This window comes from Rahnella bruchi (assembly GCF_003614975.1).
Lineage (GTDB): Bacteria > Pseudomonadota > Gammaproteobacteria > Enterobacterales > Enterobacteriaceae > Rahnella > Rahnella bruchi.
This window is the reverse complement of the sequence record NZ_QZWI01000024.1, coordinates 24,512-39,527: the sequence shown is the minus strand read 5'-3', so window position 1 is coordinate 39,527 and position 15,016 is coordinate 24,512. Positions and strand designations below refer to the sequence as shown.

At 54.4% G+C, this 15,016-nt stretch carries 12 protein-coding genes and 1 tRNA gene; 8 read left to right on the top strand and 5 right to left on the bottom strand.

Annotated elements, in window-relative coordinates; translation table 11 throughout:
• A tRNA-Gly gene (locus D5398_RS24055) sits at window positions 1–76 on the bottom strand.
• A 203-nt stretch (window positions 77–279) separates the two neighbouring features.
• Entirely contained in the window at window positions 280–825 is a 546-nt protein-coding gene (orn, locus tag D5398_RS24050; RefSeq protein ID WP_120509874.1) for an oligoribonuclease, read from the bottom strand.
• 125 nt (window positions 826–950) lie between these two features.
• On the opposite strand from orn, the gene rsgA reads away from it, so the two are divergent.
• The 3 genes from rsgA (at window position 951) to mscM (ending at window position 6,606) form a co-directional block, all read left to right on the top strand.
• Window positions 951–1,988: a small ribosomal subunit biogenesis GTPase RsgA gene (gene rsgA / locus D5398_RS24045; protein WP_120509873.1), complete on the top strand. Its 1,038-nt coding sequence runs from the start codon at window positions 951–953 to the stop codon at window positions 1,986–1,988.
• Between the two features lie 182 nt (window positions 1,989–2,170).
• The gene (gene asd / locus D5398_RS24040; protein ID WP_120509872.1) at window positions 2,171–3,190 is read left to right on the top strand and encodes an archaetidylserine decarboxylase; all 1,020 of its coding nucleotides are present in this window, start codon (window positions 2,171–2,173) and stop codon (window positions 3,188–3,190) included.
• Between the two features lie 47 nt (window positions 3,191–3,237).
• A complete protein-coding gene (gene mscM, locus D5398_RS24035; RefSeq protein ID WP_120509871.1) occupies window positions 3,238–6,606 on the top strand; it encodes a miniconductance mechanosensitive channel MscM in 3,369 nt (1,122 codons plus the stop codon).
• Window positions 6,607–6,676: 70 nt separating this feature from the next.
• Here mscM and D5398_RS24030 read toward each other — a convergent pair whose 3' ends face one another.
• The 3 genes from D5398_RS24030 to epmA form a co-directional block, all read right to left on the bottom strand.
• Complete coding sequence (locus tag D5398_RS24030) at window positions 6,677–8,035, bottom strand: 8-oxoguanine deaminase (protein WP_120509870.1); 1,359 nt, start codon at window positions 8,033–8,035, stop codon at window positions 6,677–6,679.
• 92 nt (window positions 8,036–8,127) lie between these two features.
• A complete protein-coding gene (locus tag D5398_RS24025; RefSeq protein WP_120509869.1) occupies window positions 8,128–9,495 on the bottom strand; it encodes a nucleobase:cation symporter-2 family protein in 1,368 nt (455 codons plus the stop codon).
• A gap of 265 nt (window positions 9,496–9,760) precedes the next feature.
• Entirely contained in the window at window positions 9,761–10,738 is a 978-nt protein-coding gene (gene epmA / locus D5398_RS24020) for an elongation factor P--(R)-beta-lysine ligase (RefSeq protein ID WP_120509868.1), read from the bottom strand.
• A 280-nt stretch (window positions 10,739–11,018) separates the two neighbouring features.
• Here epmA and frdA point away from each other — a divergent pair, with 280 nt between their 5' ends.
• The 5 genes from frdA to blc all read left to right on the top strand — a co-directional run bounded on the left by frdA (window position 11,019) and on the right by blc (window position 14,982).
• Entirely contained in the window at window positions 11,019–12,818 is a 1,800-nt protein-coding gene (gene frdA, locus D5398_RS24015) for a fumarate reductase (quinol) flavoprotein subunit (RefSeq protein WP_120509867.1), read from the top strand.
• Between the two features lies 1 nt (window position 12,819).
• Window positions 12,820–13,545 carry a succinate dehydrogenase/fumarate reductase iron-sulfur subunit gene (locus D5398_RS24010; protein ID WP_415838543.1) on the top strand — a complete coding sequence of 242 codons (726 nt, stop codon included), beginning with the start codon at window positions 12,820–12,822 and terminating at the stop codon, window positions 13,543–13,545.
• Window positions 13,546–13,556: 11 nt separating this feature from the next.
• Window positions 13,557–13,967 (top strand): fumarate reductase subunit FrdC, encoded by a 411-nt coding sequence (frdC, locus tag D5398_RS24005; protein ID WP_120509865.1) that lies wholly within the window; start codon window positions 13,557–13,559, stop codon window positions 13,965–13,967.
• Between the two features lie 9 nt (window positions 13,968–13,976).
• Window positions 13,977–14,336 carry a fumarate reductase subunit FrdD gene (gene frdD / locus D5398_RS24000; protein WP_120509864.1) on the top strand — a complete coding sequence of 120 codons (360 nt, stop codon included), beginning with the start codon at window positions 13,977–13,979 and terminating at the stop codon, window positions 14,334–14,336.
• Between the two features lie 121 nt (window positions 14,337–14,457).
• Window positions 14,458–14,982, top strand: a complete 525-nt coding sequence (gene blc, locus D5398_RS23995; protein WP_120509863.1) for an outer membrane lipoprotein Blc — start codon at window positions 14,458–14,460, stop codon at window positions 14,980–14,982.
• Window positions 14,983–15,016: the final 34 nt, after the last annotated feature.

Genomic DNA, 15,016 nt, shown 5'->3' with positions numbered 1-15,016 from the left:
TGGAGCGGGAAACGAGACTCGAACTCGCGACCCCGACCTTGGCAAGGTCGTGCTCTACCAACTGAGCTATTCCCGCTCTGCGCACTCAACGAATTCTTCATCGGTACGGGGTGCGCATTATACGAGAAATCCTTTCTGCCGCAAGCCCCTGAAAGCAAAAAAATGAATTTTTCGTTCAAGTGCCGATTAAACCATCAAGTCGGTGATTTAATCAGCGAAACACGGTGATTTCGTGTTCCGCGGCGTAACAAAAAAGATTTCAGGTATTTTCAAGAACGCTTAAAGTTGGATGAAATGTTCGCGGTAATACGCCAACTCAGCCACGGATTCACGGATATCGTCCAGCGCCTGATGGGTATTCTGCTTCTTAAAGCCGCCCAGCACTTCCGGCTTCCAGCGACGCGCCAGCTCTTTGAGCGTGCTGACATCCAGATAACGGTAATGGAAATACGCTTCCAGTTCCGGCATGTACTTAAACAGGAAACGTCTGTCCTGGCCCACGCTGTTGCCACAAATCGGCGATTTACCCGCCGGAACCCACTCGCGCAGGAACTCGATGGTTTTTTGCTGCGCCGCATTGTCATCAAATGTGCTGGCTTTTACGCGTTCAACCAGACCGCTGCCGGTGTGGGTGCGCACATTCCAGTCATCCATCAGCGCCAGCTGAGCATCAGACTGATGTACCGCCATCACCGGCCCTTCGGCCAGAATGTTCAGATGCGCGTCGGTAACCAGCGTCGCAATCTCGATAATACGGTCACGTTCAGGATCCAGACCGGTCATTTCCAGGTCGATCCAAATTAAGTTCGAGTCATTTGCAGCCATGATGTGTCCTGTTACAAGTAGAGAGTTGACGGAGATCTCCGTCATTCGGGCATTTAATATAAAATAGCTGGTATCATAGTCGTTTTGGTCGCACCGAGCGATTAAAGCCAGTCAAGTGAGGCGCAGTGACTAAGTCAAAACTGTCAAAAGGGCAACAACGTCGCGTTCAGACTAACCATCAGCGTCGTCTGACACAGACCGACAAACGGAAAGAGCTGGACGATTCTCTGCATGGCGAACCGCAGGACGGCGTGGTCATCAGCCGTTTCGGGATGCATGCGGACGTTGAAGCGGCCGACGGCAGCCAGCACCGTTGCAATATCCGCCGGACCATCCGTTCTCTGGTCACGGGCGACCGCGTGGTATGGCGCGCCGGGGAAAACGCCAGTGTGAAAGGTATCGTCGAGGCGGTACATGAACGCACGTCGGTTCTGACACGCCCTGATTTCTATGATGGCGTAAAACCCATCGCCGCGAACATTGACCAGATTGTCATTGTCTCCGCCATTCTGCCGGAGCTGTCGCTCAACATTATCGACCGTTATCTGGTCGCGTGTGAAACCGTTGAAGTTGAGCCGCTGATTGTGCTCAATAAAATCGATCTGCTCGACGACGAAGGTCGTAAATTCGTTCGGGGCATGATGGATATCTACCGCAATATCAATTACCGCGTGCTCGAAGTTTCGAGCCAGACCGGCGAAGGCATGCCGGCGTTTGAAAAAGCGCTGACCGACCGCATCAGTATTTTCGCAGGTCAGTCAGGTGTTGGGAAATCCAGCCTGCTGAACGCCCTTCTGCCACCGGATGAAAAACAAATTGTGGTGAATGAAGTTTCTGATAACTCAGGTCTGGGCCAGCACACCACCACCGCCGCACGTTTGTATCACTTCCAGCATGGCGGCGACGTTATCGACTCCCCGGGTGTGCGTGAATTTGGTCTTTGGCACCTCGCGCCAGAGCAAATCACACAGGGCTTTGTCGAATTCCGTCCTTTCCTTGGCTACTGCAAATTCCGCGACTGCAAACACGGCAGTGATCCGGGCTGCGCAATCCGTGACGCCGTAGACCGTGGCGAAATTGCCGAAGAACGTTTCGACAACTACCACCGTATTCTGGAAAGTATGGAAGACGTAAAAACGCGTAAAAACTTTGACGCGCTTTAATGCTAATTAATTGAATTAACATGTTAATGGCAAACGGCTTAAGTTAACGGAAGTTGAACCGTTGATTTCACCCCGTTACAATCCTCCGCCATACAACACTGCGTGACCCTGAACAGAATTCAGGGTTTCCTGCAAAATGGCCGGTAACGCCGGTCATTCATACCATCCAAGAGGTTTTCCCCGTGCTGGACAGTATCAAAATCAAACTTCAATACTTACTTCCTAAACAAGGACTGACCCGTCTTGCAGGCTGGGGCGCAGATAAACGCGCTGCCGCACTGACCCATTGGGTGATTAAAGCGTTTGCGCGTTTTTATAACGTCGACATGAAAGAAGCACAAAATCCAGATTTGAAATCTTACGCGACATTCAACGAATTCTTTGTACGTCCGCTGCGCGATGGCGCACGTCCGGTAGTGAGTGGTCTGGATATGCTTTGTCTGCCTGCCGACGGCGCAGTCAGCCAGTTAGGGCCAATTACCGAAGGCAAACTGTTCCAGGCGAAAGGTCATTTTTACAGTTTAGAAGCGCTGCTGGCGGGTAATTATCTGCTGGCTGAGCAGTTCAAAGACGGCCAGTTCGCCACCATTTATCTGGCACCTCGCGATTATCACCGCGTGCATATGCCATGCGACGGCGTACTGCGCGAAATGATTTATGTGCCGGGCGATTTGTTCTCTGTGAACCCGCTGACCGCCGCTAACGTTCCAAATCTGTTTGCCCGTAACGAGCGCGTCATCTGCGTCTTTGATACTGAATTTGGCCCGATGGTACAGATTCTGGTCGGTGCAACGATTGTTGGCAGCATTGAAACCGTCTGGGCTGGCTGCGTTACGCCGCCGCGCGAAGGCATCATCAAGCGCTGGACCTATCCGGCTGCAGGCGAAGAAGGGGCAATCGCACTGGAAAAAGGTCAGGAAATGGGCCGCTTTAAACTGGGTTCCACCGTGATCAACCTGTTTGCCGCCAATCAGACTCGTTTCATGCCAAATCTGAAAAGCGGCACCGTCACCCGCATGGGTGAACCGTTCGCCGAAGCCCTGCGTACACCAGCCGCAGCCACAAAAGAGACTGTTGTCGTAGAGCCTGTTGTCGTAACGCCTGAAGTATCAGAAGTGCCTGTAGCACCTGAAGCGCCTGTCACAGCAGAAACACCGCCAGGTATGGCCACAGCTGAACCGCAAGCGCCTAAAGACTACTGAGTTCAGACAGAACTGACATAAAGAACTTAAGAAAAGGATGTGACAGAGTGCGCCTGATCCCCGCCTTGCTGATGAGTTTATTGCTGTCCCTGCCATTGATGGCGGGTGCAGCGCCGACTGAAGATCAGCTAAAACAGGAACTGAAACAGGCGGAAGCCAACAAAGAAATGGCCAATCAGACACAGGTGGTTGAGGCGCTGCAAAGCGCGCTCAACTGGCTGCATGAAGCCAGTGTTTCAGCCGGTCGCACCGAACAGTACCAAAGAGTCATTGATGACTTTCCAAAACTGACGCAGGCCCTGCGTCTGGAATTACAAAATCAGCCGGATAAACCACCAGCGGTTGATGAGAACATTCCCACCGCACAGCTCGAGCAGCAAATTCTGCAAGTCAGCAGCCAGCAGCTGGAAGAAACTCGTCAGTTACGCCAGGAACAGGACCGTTCGCGCGATATCAGCGATTCCCTCAGCCTGATCCCGCAACAGCAATCCGAAGCCCGTAATGCGCTCGGTGACATTGAGCAGCGGATGCAGGCGGCAACGGCGGCAGCCACTTCTTCCCCGCTGGCGCAGGCCCAACTCAGTGCCTTGCAGGCTGAATCTGCCGCGCGCAAAGCCAAAGTCGATGAACTTGAGCTGGCTCAGCTTTCTTCCAATAACCGGCAAGAACTGTCGCGGATGCGCACCGATCTCTACAAAAAGCGCGCCGATTATCTGGATCAGCAATTACAGGCTTTACGCAATACACTCAATAATCAGCGCCAGCGTGAAGCCGAACAGGCGCTGGAGAAAACCGAGCTGCTGGCCGAGCAGAGTGGCGAACTCCCCCATTCGATCGGCCAGCAGTTGCAATCCAACCGCGAGTTGTCGCTGGCACTTAATCAGCAGGCGCAGAGGATGGATCTGATTTCATCCCAGCAGCGTCAGGCTGCCGCTCAGACCCAGCAGGTGCGTCAGGCGATTAATACTATTCGCGAGCAGGCGCAGTGGCTGGGCGCGTCCAATCTTCTGGGTGAAACGCTGCGGGCGCAGGTTGCACGTCTTCCTGATATGCCAAAGCCTCAGCAGCTTGACCGCGACATGGGACAACTGCGCGTTCAGCGTCTGCACTATGAAGATTTACTCGATAAACAGCCGATTTACCGTCAGGCGCGGCAGGATGACGGCAAACCGCTGACTGCAGCACAGCAGAAAATTCTCGATGCCCAGTTGCGGACTCAGCGCGATTTGCTCAATTCCCTGCTCTCTGGCTGCGATACCCAAATTCTTGAACTGACCAAACTGAAAGTGGCGAACAGCCAGCTGGTCGAGGCGCTGAATGATGTCCATGACGCCGCACACCGTTATTTGTTCTGGGTGGCGGATGTCAGTGCTATCGGCATTTCTTATCCTGTGCAGGTCGCGCATGACCTGAAACGGCTGGTGTCGCTGGATTCACTGACCCAGCTTGGTGGCGCTTCCATGATGATGGTCACCAGTAAAGAAACGCTGCTGCCGCTGTTTGGCGCGCTGATTCTGGTGATTATCAGCATCAGTTCCCGCAAACACTATTACGCGTTCCTGGAACGGGCCAGCAGCAGGGTCGGCAAAGTCACGCAGGATCATTTCTCGCTGACGATGCGCACCGTGTTCTGGTCGATTCTGGTGGCTATGCCGCTGCCGGTCTTATGGGCCGCACTGGGCTTCGGGCTGCAAAGTGCCTGGCCGTATCCGATTGCGGTGGCGATCGGGGATGGCGTGACCGCCACGCTACCCATTCTATGGGCGTTTATGGTCAGCGCCGCGCTGGCGCATCCTCAGGGACTGTTTGTTGCGCATTTCGGCTGGCCACAGCGTGCCGTTTCACGCGCACTACGCTATTACGCGCTGTCGATCTGGGTGATGGTGCCGCTGATTATGGCGCTGATTACTTTTGATAATCTGAATGACCGCGAATTCTCCAATACGCTCGGACGTTTATGCTTCGTCATTCTGTGTCTGGTCGTGGCGCTGGTGACTCACAGCCTGAAACGTGCTGGTATACCGCTGTATCACGATAAAAAAGGTAACAGCGAAAACGTCATCAATAAAACGCTGTGGTGGATGTTGCTGGGCGCGCCAATTGTGGCTGCGCTGGCCTCGTTACTGGGCTATCTGGCGACGTCTCAGGCGCTGCTGGCGCGTCTTGAAACCTCGGTCGCCATCTGGTTCGTCCTGCTGGTGATTTATCACATTATCCGCCGCTGGATGCTGATTCAGCGCCGCCGTATCGCGTTCGAACGAGCCAAACAGCGACGTGCAGAAATGCTGAATCAGCGCGCCCGTGGCGAAGAAGATGCAACCCACGTCAGCACCAGTAACGAAGGTACGATAGAAGTGGAAGAACCGGTGGTCGATCTGGATGCGATCTCTGCGCAATCACTGCGCCTCGTTCGTTCTCTGCTGACGCTGATCGCACTGATCTCGGTGATCTTCCTGTGGTCTGAGATCCACTCGGCCTTCTCGTTCCTGGAGAATATCCATCTGTGGCAGGTTTCTTCCACTGTACAGGGCGTGGAAAGCATGCAGCCGATCACGCTGGGATCGGTGTTGATCGCCATTCTGGTGCTGATTATTACCACGCAGCTGGTGCGTAATCTGCCTGCGCTGCTGGAACTGGCCTTGCTGCAACATCTGGATCTGACACCAGGCACCGGTTATGCCGTGCTGACCGTCACCAAATACGTGCTGCTGCTGATTGGCGGCCTGACCGGCTTCTCGCTGATCGGCATCGAATGGGCAAAATTACAATGGCTGGTCGCCGCACTCGGTGTCGGTCTCGGCTTTGGTTTGCAGGAGATCTTCGCGAACTTTATTTCCGGCCTGATCATCTTGTTTGAAAAACCGATCCGTATCGGCGACACCGTGACGATCCGTAATCTGACCGGCAGCATCACCAAGATCAACACCCGCGCCACCACGATCGCTGACTGGGACCGCAAAGAGATCATCGTGCCGAACAAGGCCTTTATTACTGAGCAGTTCATCAACTGGTCGCTGTCGGATTCCGTGACCCGCGTGGTGCTGACCGTTCCGGCACCGTCGGAAGCCAACACCGATGAAGTAACGGAAATTCTGCTCAATGCGGCGCACCGCTGTTCGCTGGTGCTGGATATGCCTGCGCCGGAAGCTTATCTGGTCGATTTGCAGCAGGGGATCCAGATTTTCGAATTGCGTATGCACGCCGCTGAAATGGCGCACCGTATGCCGCTGCGCCATGAAATCCATCAGCTGATCCTGTCCGGATTCCGCGAACACGGCATTACCCTGCCGTTCCCGCCATTCCAGGTGCGTATGGAAACACTGCATCGTGCGCAAAACGGCAATAACGCGACCTTTACCAACAGCAGCGGCAGTGGACGCAGCGGTAACAACTCGCGCTCACCGGGTGACTTGTAACAGTCGACGTATAGCAGTAATAAGTACAGCAAAAAGGGCAGATTCCTCTGCCCTTTTTTAATAACGTCAATCAGAGATCGGCTATCAGCGCTGCCGCCGCTTTGCGATGGTGAGAGATCAGCGATTTGATATCCATGCCGACAATTTCACCGTCAATAACCCGCCATTTTCCGCCGACCATCACCCGATCGGCTTTCTCTGCGCCGCACAATAACAGCGCGGCGATGGGATCATGACTGCCGCTAAAGCGTAATTCATCGAGTTTAAACAACGCCAGATCGGCCTGTTTACCCACAGCAATCTGACCAATATCATCGCGCCCGATAAGTTTCGCCGAGCCGCGCGTCGCCCAGCCCAGAACTCTTTCAGGCGTAACATATTCTGCGCCATATTTCAGACGTTGCAGATACAGCGCCTGTCGCGCTTCATACATCAGATTCGAGGCATCGTTCGAAGCGGAACCATCAACACCCAGTCCGATCGGCACGCCTGCGGCCTCCAGATCGCGCGTCGGACACATGCCGGAAGCCAGCCGCATATTCGATACCGGACAATGGCAGATGCCGGTGCCCGCCGCGCCCAGACGCCGGATCTCATCGTCGTTAAAGTGAATGCCGTGCGCCAGCCAGGTGCGGTCGCTCAGCCAGCCGACACTTTCCAGATAATCGACGGTGCGCAGGCCAAACATTTTCAGGCAAAACTGCTCTTCATCCAGCGTTTCCGCCAGATGCGTATGCAGCCGGACATCTTCGCGCTGCGCCATCTGCGCACTTTCGCGCATGATGTCGGTGGTGACGGAAAACGGTGAGCACGGAGCCAGCGCAATCTGCATCCACGCCCCGTCGCCGCGCTGATGATAGCGGTCGATCAGGCGCTGGCTGTCGCGCAGAATCACCTCGCCAGACTGCACCGTTTGCTCCGGTGGCAAACCACCCTGTTCCTCCCCGAGACTCATCGAGCCGCGGGTCAGTAAGGCACGCATGCCTAGCTCCCGCACGACATCCACCTGCACGTCGATGGCTTCTTCCATCCCCTGCGGGAAAAGATAGTGGTGGTCGGTGGTGGTGGTACAACCGGAAAGCAGCAGTTCAGACATCGCAACACGGCTGGCAAGCCCCAGCGCTTCAGGCTGCAAACGCGCCCAGACAGGATATAGTTTTTTCAACCACGGGAATAACGGCACGTTGACCACGGGCGCCCAGGCGCGGGTCAGTGTCTGATAGAAATGGTGATGAGTATTAATGAGGCCCGGCAGCAGCACAGATTCTGAGGCATCAAAGATATTATCCACCGGATGTGAAGGCTGCTGACCGGTGGCCAGCAATTCCACGATTTTCTGCCCCTGGATAACAATTCCGCCGCTGGCGTCGAGATCATTCGCGGTAAAAACGGCCAGCGGATTCTTGATCCACGTGCATTGCTCTGACATGTCTGACTTCCTTTTTAAGATCAGTGAATTCAAAAAGTGAGTCAGCTCAGTTATGCCCTGTCTGCTGATCCAGGGGCGCAACGCGCGGGAAATCAGTGAACCTTAACTTCCTCCACCACAACACTTGTGCTGCGTTCTGCCGGCATCAGTAAGTTGAGCAGAATAGCCATCACGCCACCGCTGGTCACGGCATGACCGAAGATATTGCCGACGATTGGCGGGAACTGGCTGAGCACATCCGGCACGGCTTCAATGCCCAGACCGATGCCAAATGCGATAGCGATAATCAGCATTTCGCGACGTCCGACCGGTGACTGCGTCATGATACGGATGCCCGCCGCGACTACGCTGCCAAACATCACCAGCGTTGCGCCGCCCAGAACGGGAGCTGGAATTTGCTGCAGGATTTCGCCGATAAACGGAAACAAGCCCAGCACTAACAATACCGCGCCGATATACATACCGACATAGCGGCTGGCGACACCGGTCATCTGGATCACGCCGTTGTTTTGCGCGAAGGTCGTATTAGGGAACGAAGAAAATGCAGCAGCGATCAGACAGCTGATACCGTCGGCCAGAATGCCGCCCTTAAGACGTTTACGGAAGCTTTCCCCTTCTATCGGCTGCTGCGACAACATGCAGTTGGCGGTCAGATCGCCCACGGCTTCCAGAATGCTGATAAAGGAAACCAGCGCGATCGGCACGAAAATAATCCAGTCAAACTTAAAACCAAAACGGAACAGTTGTGGCAATGCAAACCAGTCGCCCTGCAACGGTTTCACGCTCAGATGCCCGGTGAGTGCAGCGGCGATACAACCGACAATAATCCCCAGAACGATGGATGAAAGACGCAGCCAGCGCACATTGATACGATTGCAGGCGACAATCACCAGCAATGTCAGCGCGCCCAGCCCGAGATTGGCCGGTGCGCCAAAGTTCGCCGCGCCATGTCCGCCCGCCCAGTCGGTGATGCTGACTTTAATCAGGCTGATGCCAATCAGCGCGATCACGGTTCCGCTCACCAGCGGTGTGAAAACCTGGCGCATCTGACCGATAAACCGGCTGACCAGCAGCGGAATAAATGCTGCAACAAAGTTCACCCCGAAAATCATTGCCATGATGTCTTCCGGCGAACCGCCACGCCCTTTCACCATCATGCCGCCGGAGAGGATCACCCCCAAAAACGCAAAGCTGGTGCCCTGCAGACAAATCATCCCAGCGCCCACTGACATAAACCGGCGGGCCTGAATAAAAGTCCCGATGCCGGACGCCAGCAAAGACATACTGATGAGATAGGGCAAATACGCGTTCAGCCCGAGCACTGAGCCGATAATCAGCGGCGGCGTGATAATACCCACCACGCTGGCCAGCACATGCTGGATGGCGGTGAAAAATGCCGGTGCCGGAGCAATGCGCTCTTCCAGTCCATAAAGAAGTTCTTTGTCGTTGGATTCTGACATATCGGGTTTTCCGGATGATGAGTGATGATCCGGTAATGCATAAATCAGGCCAGCAGCATAAAAATTTTAGTTATGGCAGGGAGAATGCCCTGACAGCGCGGTTCAGCATCAAGAGCCTGACACTGAAACTTTAAAATCAGCGATGCGCCATTTGGGTACTTTTGTTTCATGAAATGCGCGATTTTGGCGTGATTGCACAATGACGGGGCAAAATGAGAAGAGAAAAAGTCCTGACCGAGCGATCAGGACTGTACAGAAAAGCGTATCAGGCGCGCATGACCGGGAAGGCCAGCACATCACTCAGGTTGGCGGCACCCAGCGCAATCATAATCAGGCGGTCAACGCCCAGCGCCACACCGGAACACTCCGGCATACCGTGTTCTAACGCATCCAGCAGATTGTTATCGATAGGATGCTGCGGCAGGCCACGCGCGGCACGCTTGCGGTTATCCTGCTCGAAACGCTGACGCTGTTCACGGCCATCGGTCAGCTCACGGAAACCATTCGCCAGCTCAATGCCTTTGTAATACACCTCGAAACGCTCGGCGACACGGTGATCTTCCGTACTGATTTCTGCCAGAGACGCCTGGGTCGCCGGGAAGTGATACACAAACGTCGGCTTGTCGCGTCCGATATGTGGCTCAACGCCCATGGTAAACAGCAACTGCAGCAGCGTATCGCGATCTTCTTCTGTATCGGCAATGTTGGATAAATCCAGTTTCGCCGCCGCTTCGCGCAGTTCGGTTTTATCGGCAGACAGGGGATCAACATTCAGATGGCGGGTAAACGCCTGCTGATAAGAAAGGGTCTCGGCGGTATCGCAGTCGAGAACCTGCTGGAGTAAATCATCCACTTCATTCATCAGGCGGTACATGTCATAACGCGGACGATACCATTCGAGCATGGTGAATTCAGGATTGTGATGACGGCCCGCTTCCTCATTACGGAAACTGCGTCCCATCTGATAAATCGGTCCGCTGCCCGCAGCCAGCAGACGCTTCATGTGATATTCCGGGCTGGTCATCAGATACAACGTCATGCCATCAGCCGCACCCGGCCCGACAAAACGCGTCTCGAACGGCACCAGATGAATGTCGGTCACCGTGGCCTGGCTCATTGCCGGAGTTTCAACTTCCAGTACGCCGCGATCGGCAAAGAAACGTCGAATCTCAGCGAGGATAGCCGCACGCTTCAACAAATTGGCGACGGGAGCACTGGGTTGCCAGCTTGCTGTTTCGCTCATGGTGATTTACTCCGAATTCAGAAAAGTCATGCAGTCTACCTGCATCCCCGCAGGCAAACAAATATCTCATTTTGCGATGCGTACAGCAGAGAAAGTCCAAATGCGCGTCCACATCAAATTACCACTACTCCCTGTTAGGTATAATATCCTTACAAAAAATAAGAATATTAGCCTCTGGGACAGTGCCTGTATGTCATCAGGGTTCACTAACTCTTCGATAATGAAGAGCTTTTCGCGGGTGTTTCAAACCCGATCTCATTGATGATAGTGGAGGAATGCAGTGCAAACCTTTAACGCCGACATTGCAATTATAGGTGCAGGTGGGGCGGGTTTACGCGCAGCAATAGCCGCAGCGGAAGCCAATCCCAACCTGAATATCGCGTTGATTTCGAAAGTGTACCCTATGCGCAGCCACACCGTGGCTGCCGAAGGCGGTTCTGCCGCGGTGACGCAAGATCACGACAGCTTTGATTTTCACTTCCAGGATACCGTTTCCGGAGGCGACTGGCTGTGTGAGCAGGACGTTGTAGATCACTTCGTTCATCAATGTCCGACCGAAATGGCACAGCTTGAGCTGTGGGGATGTCCGTGGAGCCGCAAGGATGATGGTTCAGTCAACGTCCGTCGTTTTGGTGGAATGAAGATCGAACGCACCTGGTTCGCCGCCGATAAGACCGGCTTCCACATGTTGCACACCCTGTTCCAGACCTCGCTGAAATACCCGCAAATCAAACGCTTCGACGAGCATTTCGTCCTCGACATTCTGGTTGATGAAGGCCAGGTGCGCGGCGTGGTCGCCATCAATATGATGGAAGGCACTCGCGTACAAATCCGTGCCAACGCAGTGGTCATGGCCACCGGCGGCGCGGGACGCGTTTACCGCTACAACACCAACGGCGGTATTGTCACCGGCGACGGGATGGGCATGGCGTTCCGCCACGGCATTCCACTGCGCGACATGGAGTTTGTGCAATATCACCCGACCGGCCTGCCAGGTTCCGGCATTCTGATGACAGAAGGCTGTCGTGGTGAAGGTGGTATTCTGGTCAATAAAGACGGTTACCGTTATTTGCAGGATTATGGCATGGGGCCGGAAACCCCGCTGGGCGAACCAAAAAACAAATACATGGAGCTGGGTCCGCGCGACAAAGTTTCTCAGGCGTTCTGGCACGAGTGGCGCGCTGGCCGCACTATCTCAACGCCCCGTGGCGACGTGGTGTATCTGGATCTGCGTCATCTGGGCGAGAAGAAATTAAGCGAGCGTCTGCCGTTCATTTGTGAGCTGGCAAAAGCTTACGTCGGCGTCGATCCGATTACCGATCCGATCCCGGTGCGCCCTACCGCGCACTACACCATGGGCGGTATCGAAACGGATGCGCAGTGTGAAACCCGCATCAAAGGGCTGTTTGCCGTCGGCGAATGTTCTTCAGTCGGCCTGCACGGGGCTAACCGCCTCGGCTCAAACTCACTGGCAGAACTGGTGGTGTTCGGGCGTATGGCCGGTGAAAAAGCCGCAGAACGCGCAGCTCAAGCCAAAGACACCGGCAACAGTGTGGCGCTCGACGCGCAGGTTCGCGATATCGAAAACCGTGTTGCGGCGCTGATGGTACAGGAAGGCGATGAAAGCTGGGCCGCCATCCGTGATGAAATGGGTCTGGCGATGGAAGAAGGCTGCGGGATTTACCGCACTACCGAGCTGATGCAGAAAACCATCGATAAGCTGGCCGAACTGAAAGAACGCTTCAAACGGGTGAAAATCCAGGATACCTCCAGCGTTTTCAACACCGATCTGCTGTACACCATCGAACTGGGGCATGGTCTGGAAGTGGCCGAATGTATGGCGCACTCCGCCCTGCATCGTCGCGAATCACGCGGTGCGCACCAGCGTCTCGATGAAGGCTGTACCGAACGCGATGACGTGAATTTCCTCAAGCATACCCTGGCCTTTTATCAGCCAGATTCCGCTCCGCGTCTGGAATATGGTGACGTGAAAATTACCACGCTGCCACCGGCAAAACGTGTATACGGCGGGGAATCTGAGACTCACGATAAAAAAGATAAGGAGCAATCACGTGGCTAAAATGCGCAGCCTGAAGGTTGAAATCATGCGCTATAACCCGGAAACGGACAGCGCGCCGCATCCGGTGGTGTATGACGTGCCTTTCGATGAAACAACGTCACTGCTCGATGCCCTCGGCTACATCAAAGACCATCTGGCCGCTGACCTTTCTTATCGCTGGTCGTGCCGTATGGCGATTTGCGGCTCATGCGGAATGATGGTCAATCGAGTGCCGAAACTGGCCTGTAAAACCTTCCTGAGGGAATATCCGCAGGGCATGCAGATTGAGGCGCTGGGTAATTTCCCGGTCGAGCGCGATCTGGTGGTTGATATGACCCACTTTATCGAAAGCCTGGAAGCCATTAAACCCTACATCATCGGCAATACCCGTACCGTCGGTGAAGGCCCGGGTAAACAAACGCCAGCGCAAATGGAGAAATACCATCAGTTCTCCGGCTGCATCAACTGTGGTTTGTGTTACGCCGCCTGCCCGCAGTTTGGTCTGAATCCGGAATTCATTGGTCCGGCGGCGATCACGCTGGCACACCGCTACAACCTCGATAACCGTGACCACGGCAAGGCACAACGTATGCCGCAGTTAAACGGTCAGAACGGGGTCTGGAGCTGTACGTTTGTCGGTTATTGCTCCGAAGTCTGTCCGAAGCACGTAGACCCCGCCGCAGCCATTCAGCAAGGCAAAGTCGAAAGCGCCAAAGACTTCATGATAGCGAGGCTGAGACCGCAATGAGGGAGGAAAATATGACGACTCAAAGTACGGGCAGCAAACGTAAACCCTATGTGCGTGAGATGAAAGCCAGCTGGTGGAAAAGCTTACCGTTCTACCGTTTCTACATGCTGCGCGAAGGTACGGCGGTGCCGGCTGTCTGGTTCAGCCTTTTGCTGCTGGCAGGGATATTCTCGTTACGTAACGGGCCGGAAAGCTGGGCGGGTTTTGTGCATTTTCTGCAAAATCCGGTGGTCATGCTGATTAACCTGATCGCCCTGTTTGCGGCCCTGTTGCATACCAAAACCTGGTTCGAACTGGCACCAAAAGCCTCCATCGTCATGGTGAAAGGTAAAAAAATGGGACCGGAGCCAATCATCGCCGGTTTCCGAGGCGTGACCATCGTCGTGACGCTGGTTGTTCTCGTCATCGCACTGTTTCTTTAAGGAGGCGACATGAAAAATACTCTTCCTAAACGTTCAGATGAGCCGGTGTTCTGGGGACTGTTTGGTGCAGGCGGTATGTGGAGCGCGATTTTCGCGCCGGTGATGATTCTGCTGGTGTGCTTCCTGCTGCCACTGGGTTTCTTCCCCGGTGACGCTCTGAGCTATCCGCGCGTGCTGGCGTTTGCGCAAAGCTGGATCGGACGTCTGTTCCTGTTGCTGATGATCGTGCTGCCCATCTGGTGTGGGCTTCACAGGATCCATCACTCCATGCATGACCTGAAGATCCACGTTCCGGCAGGAAAATGGGTGTTCTACGGACTGGCGACGATCTTAAGCATCGTCACTTTAATCGCGCTGATCCGCCTCTGATCCCTGAAGATCATACTTTCCAGCGGCCAACTCTATGGCCGCTGATTTCATTGTTATCCCTATATTTCCCTTTTCCTTTTTGTTACCTAGACTTAGATAACATCCTAAGGAAGGAAAACTTATGCGTATCTGGTCAAAACTCGGCATCATCGTGACAGCACTGATGTCTGTTGCCTGCAGCGTCACACCACCGAAAGACGTCAAAGTCGTCAATAACTTCGAACTCACCCGCTATCTTGGTACCTGGTATGAAGTTGCCAGACTGGATCATAGTTTTGAAAGTGGGCTGGAGCGTGTCACCGCCAATTACAGCCTGCGTGACGATGGCGGTGTGAAGGTCATCAACCGCGGTTTTAATCCGCAAAAGAACAAATGGCAGGAAAGCGAGGGGAAAGGTTATTTCACCGGTTCAACCGCACGTGCGGCACTCAAGGTGTCGTTCTTTGGCCCGTTTTATGGCGGCTATAACGTGATTGAGCTGGACAAAGATTACCAGTACGCGCTGGTCTGCGGCCCGGATAAAAGCTATTTGTGGATCCTCTCACGTACGCCGACGCTGGACGACAGCGTGAAGCAACATCTTCTGCAAACCGCGCAGCAATACGGATTCGATACCAGCAAGCTGGTGTGGGTGAAGCAGCCTTAATTCCGGTTTTTTCCGGACGCCAGAAACAACACTG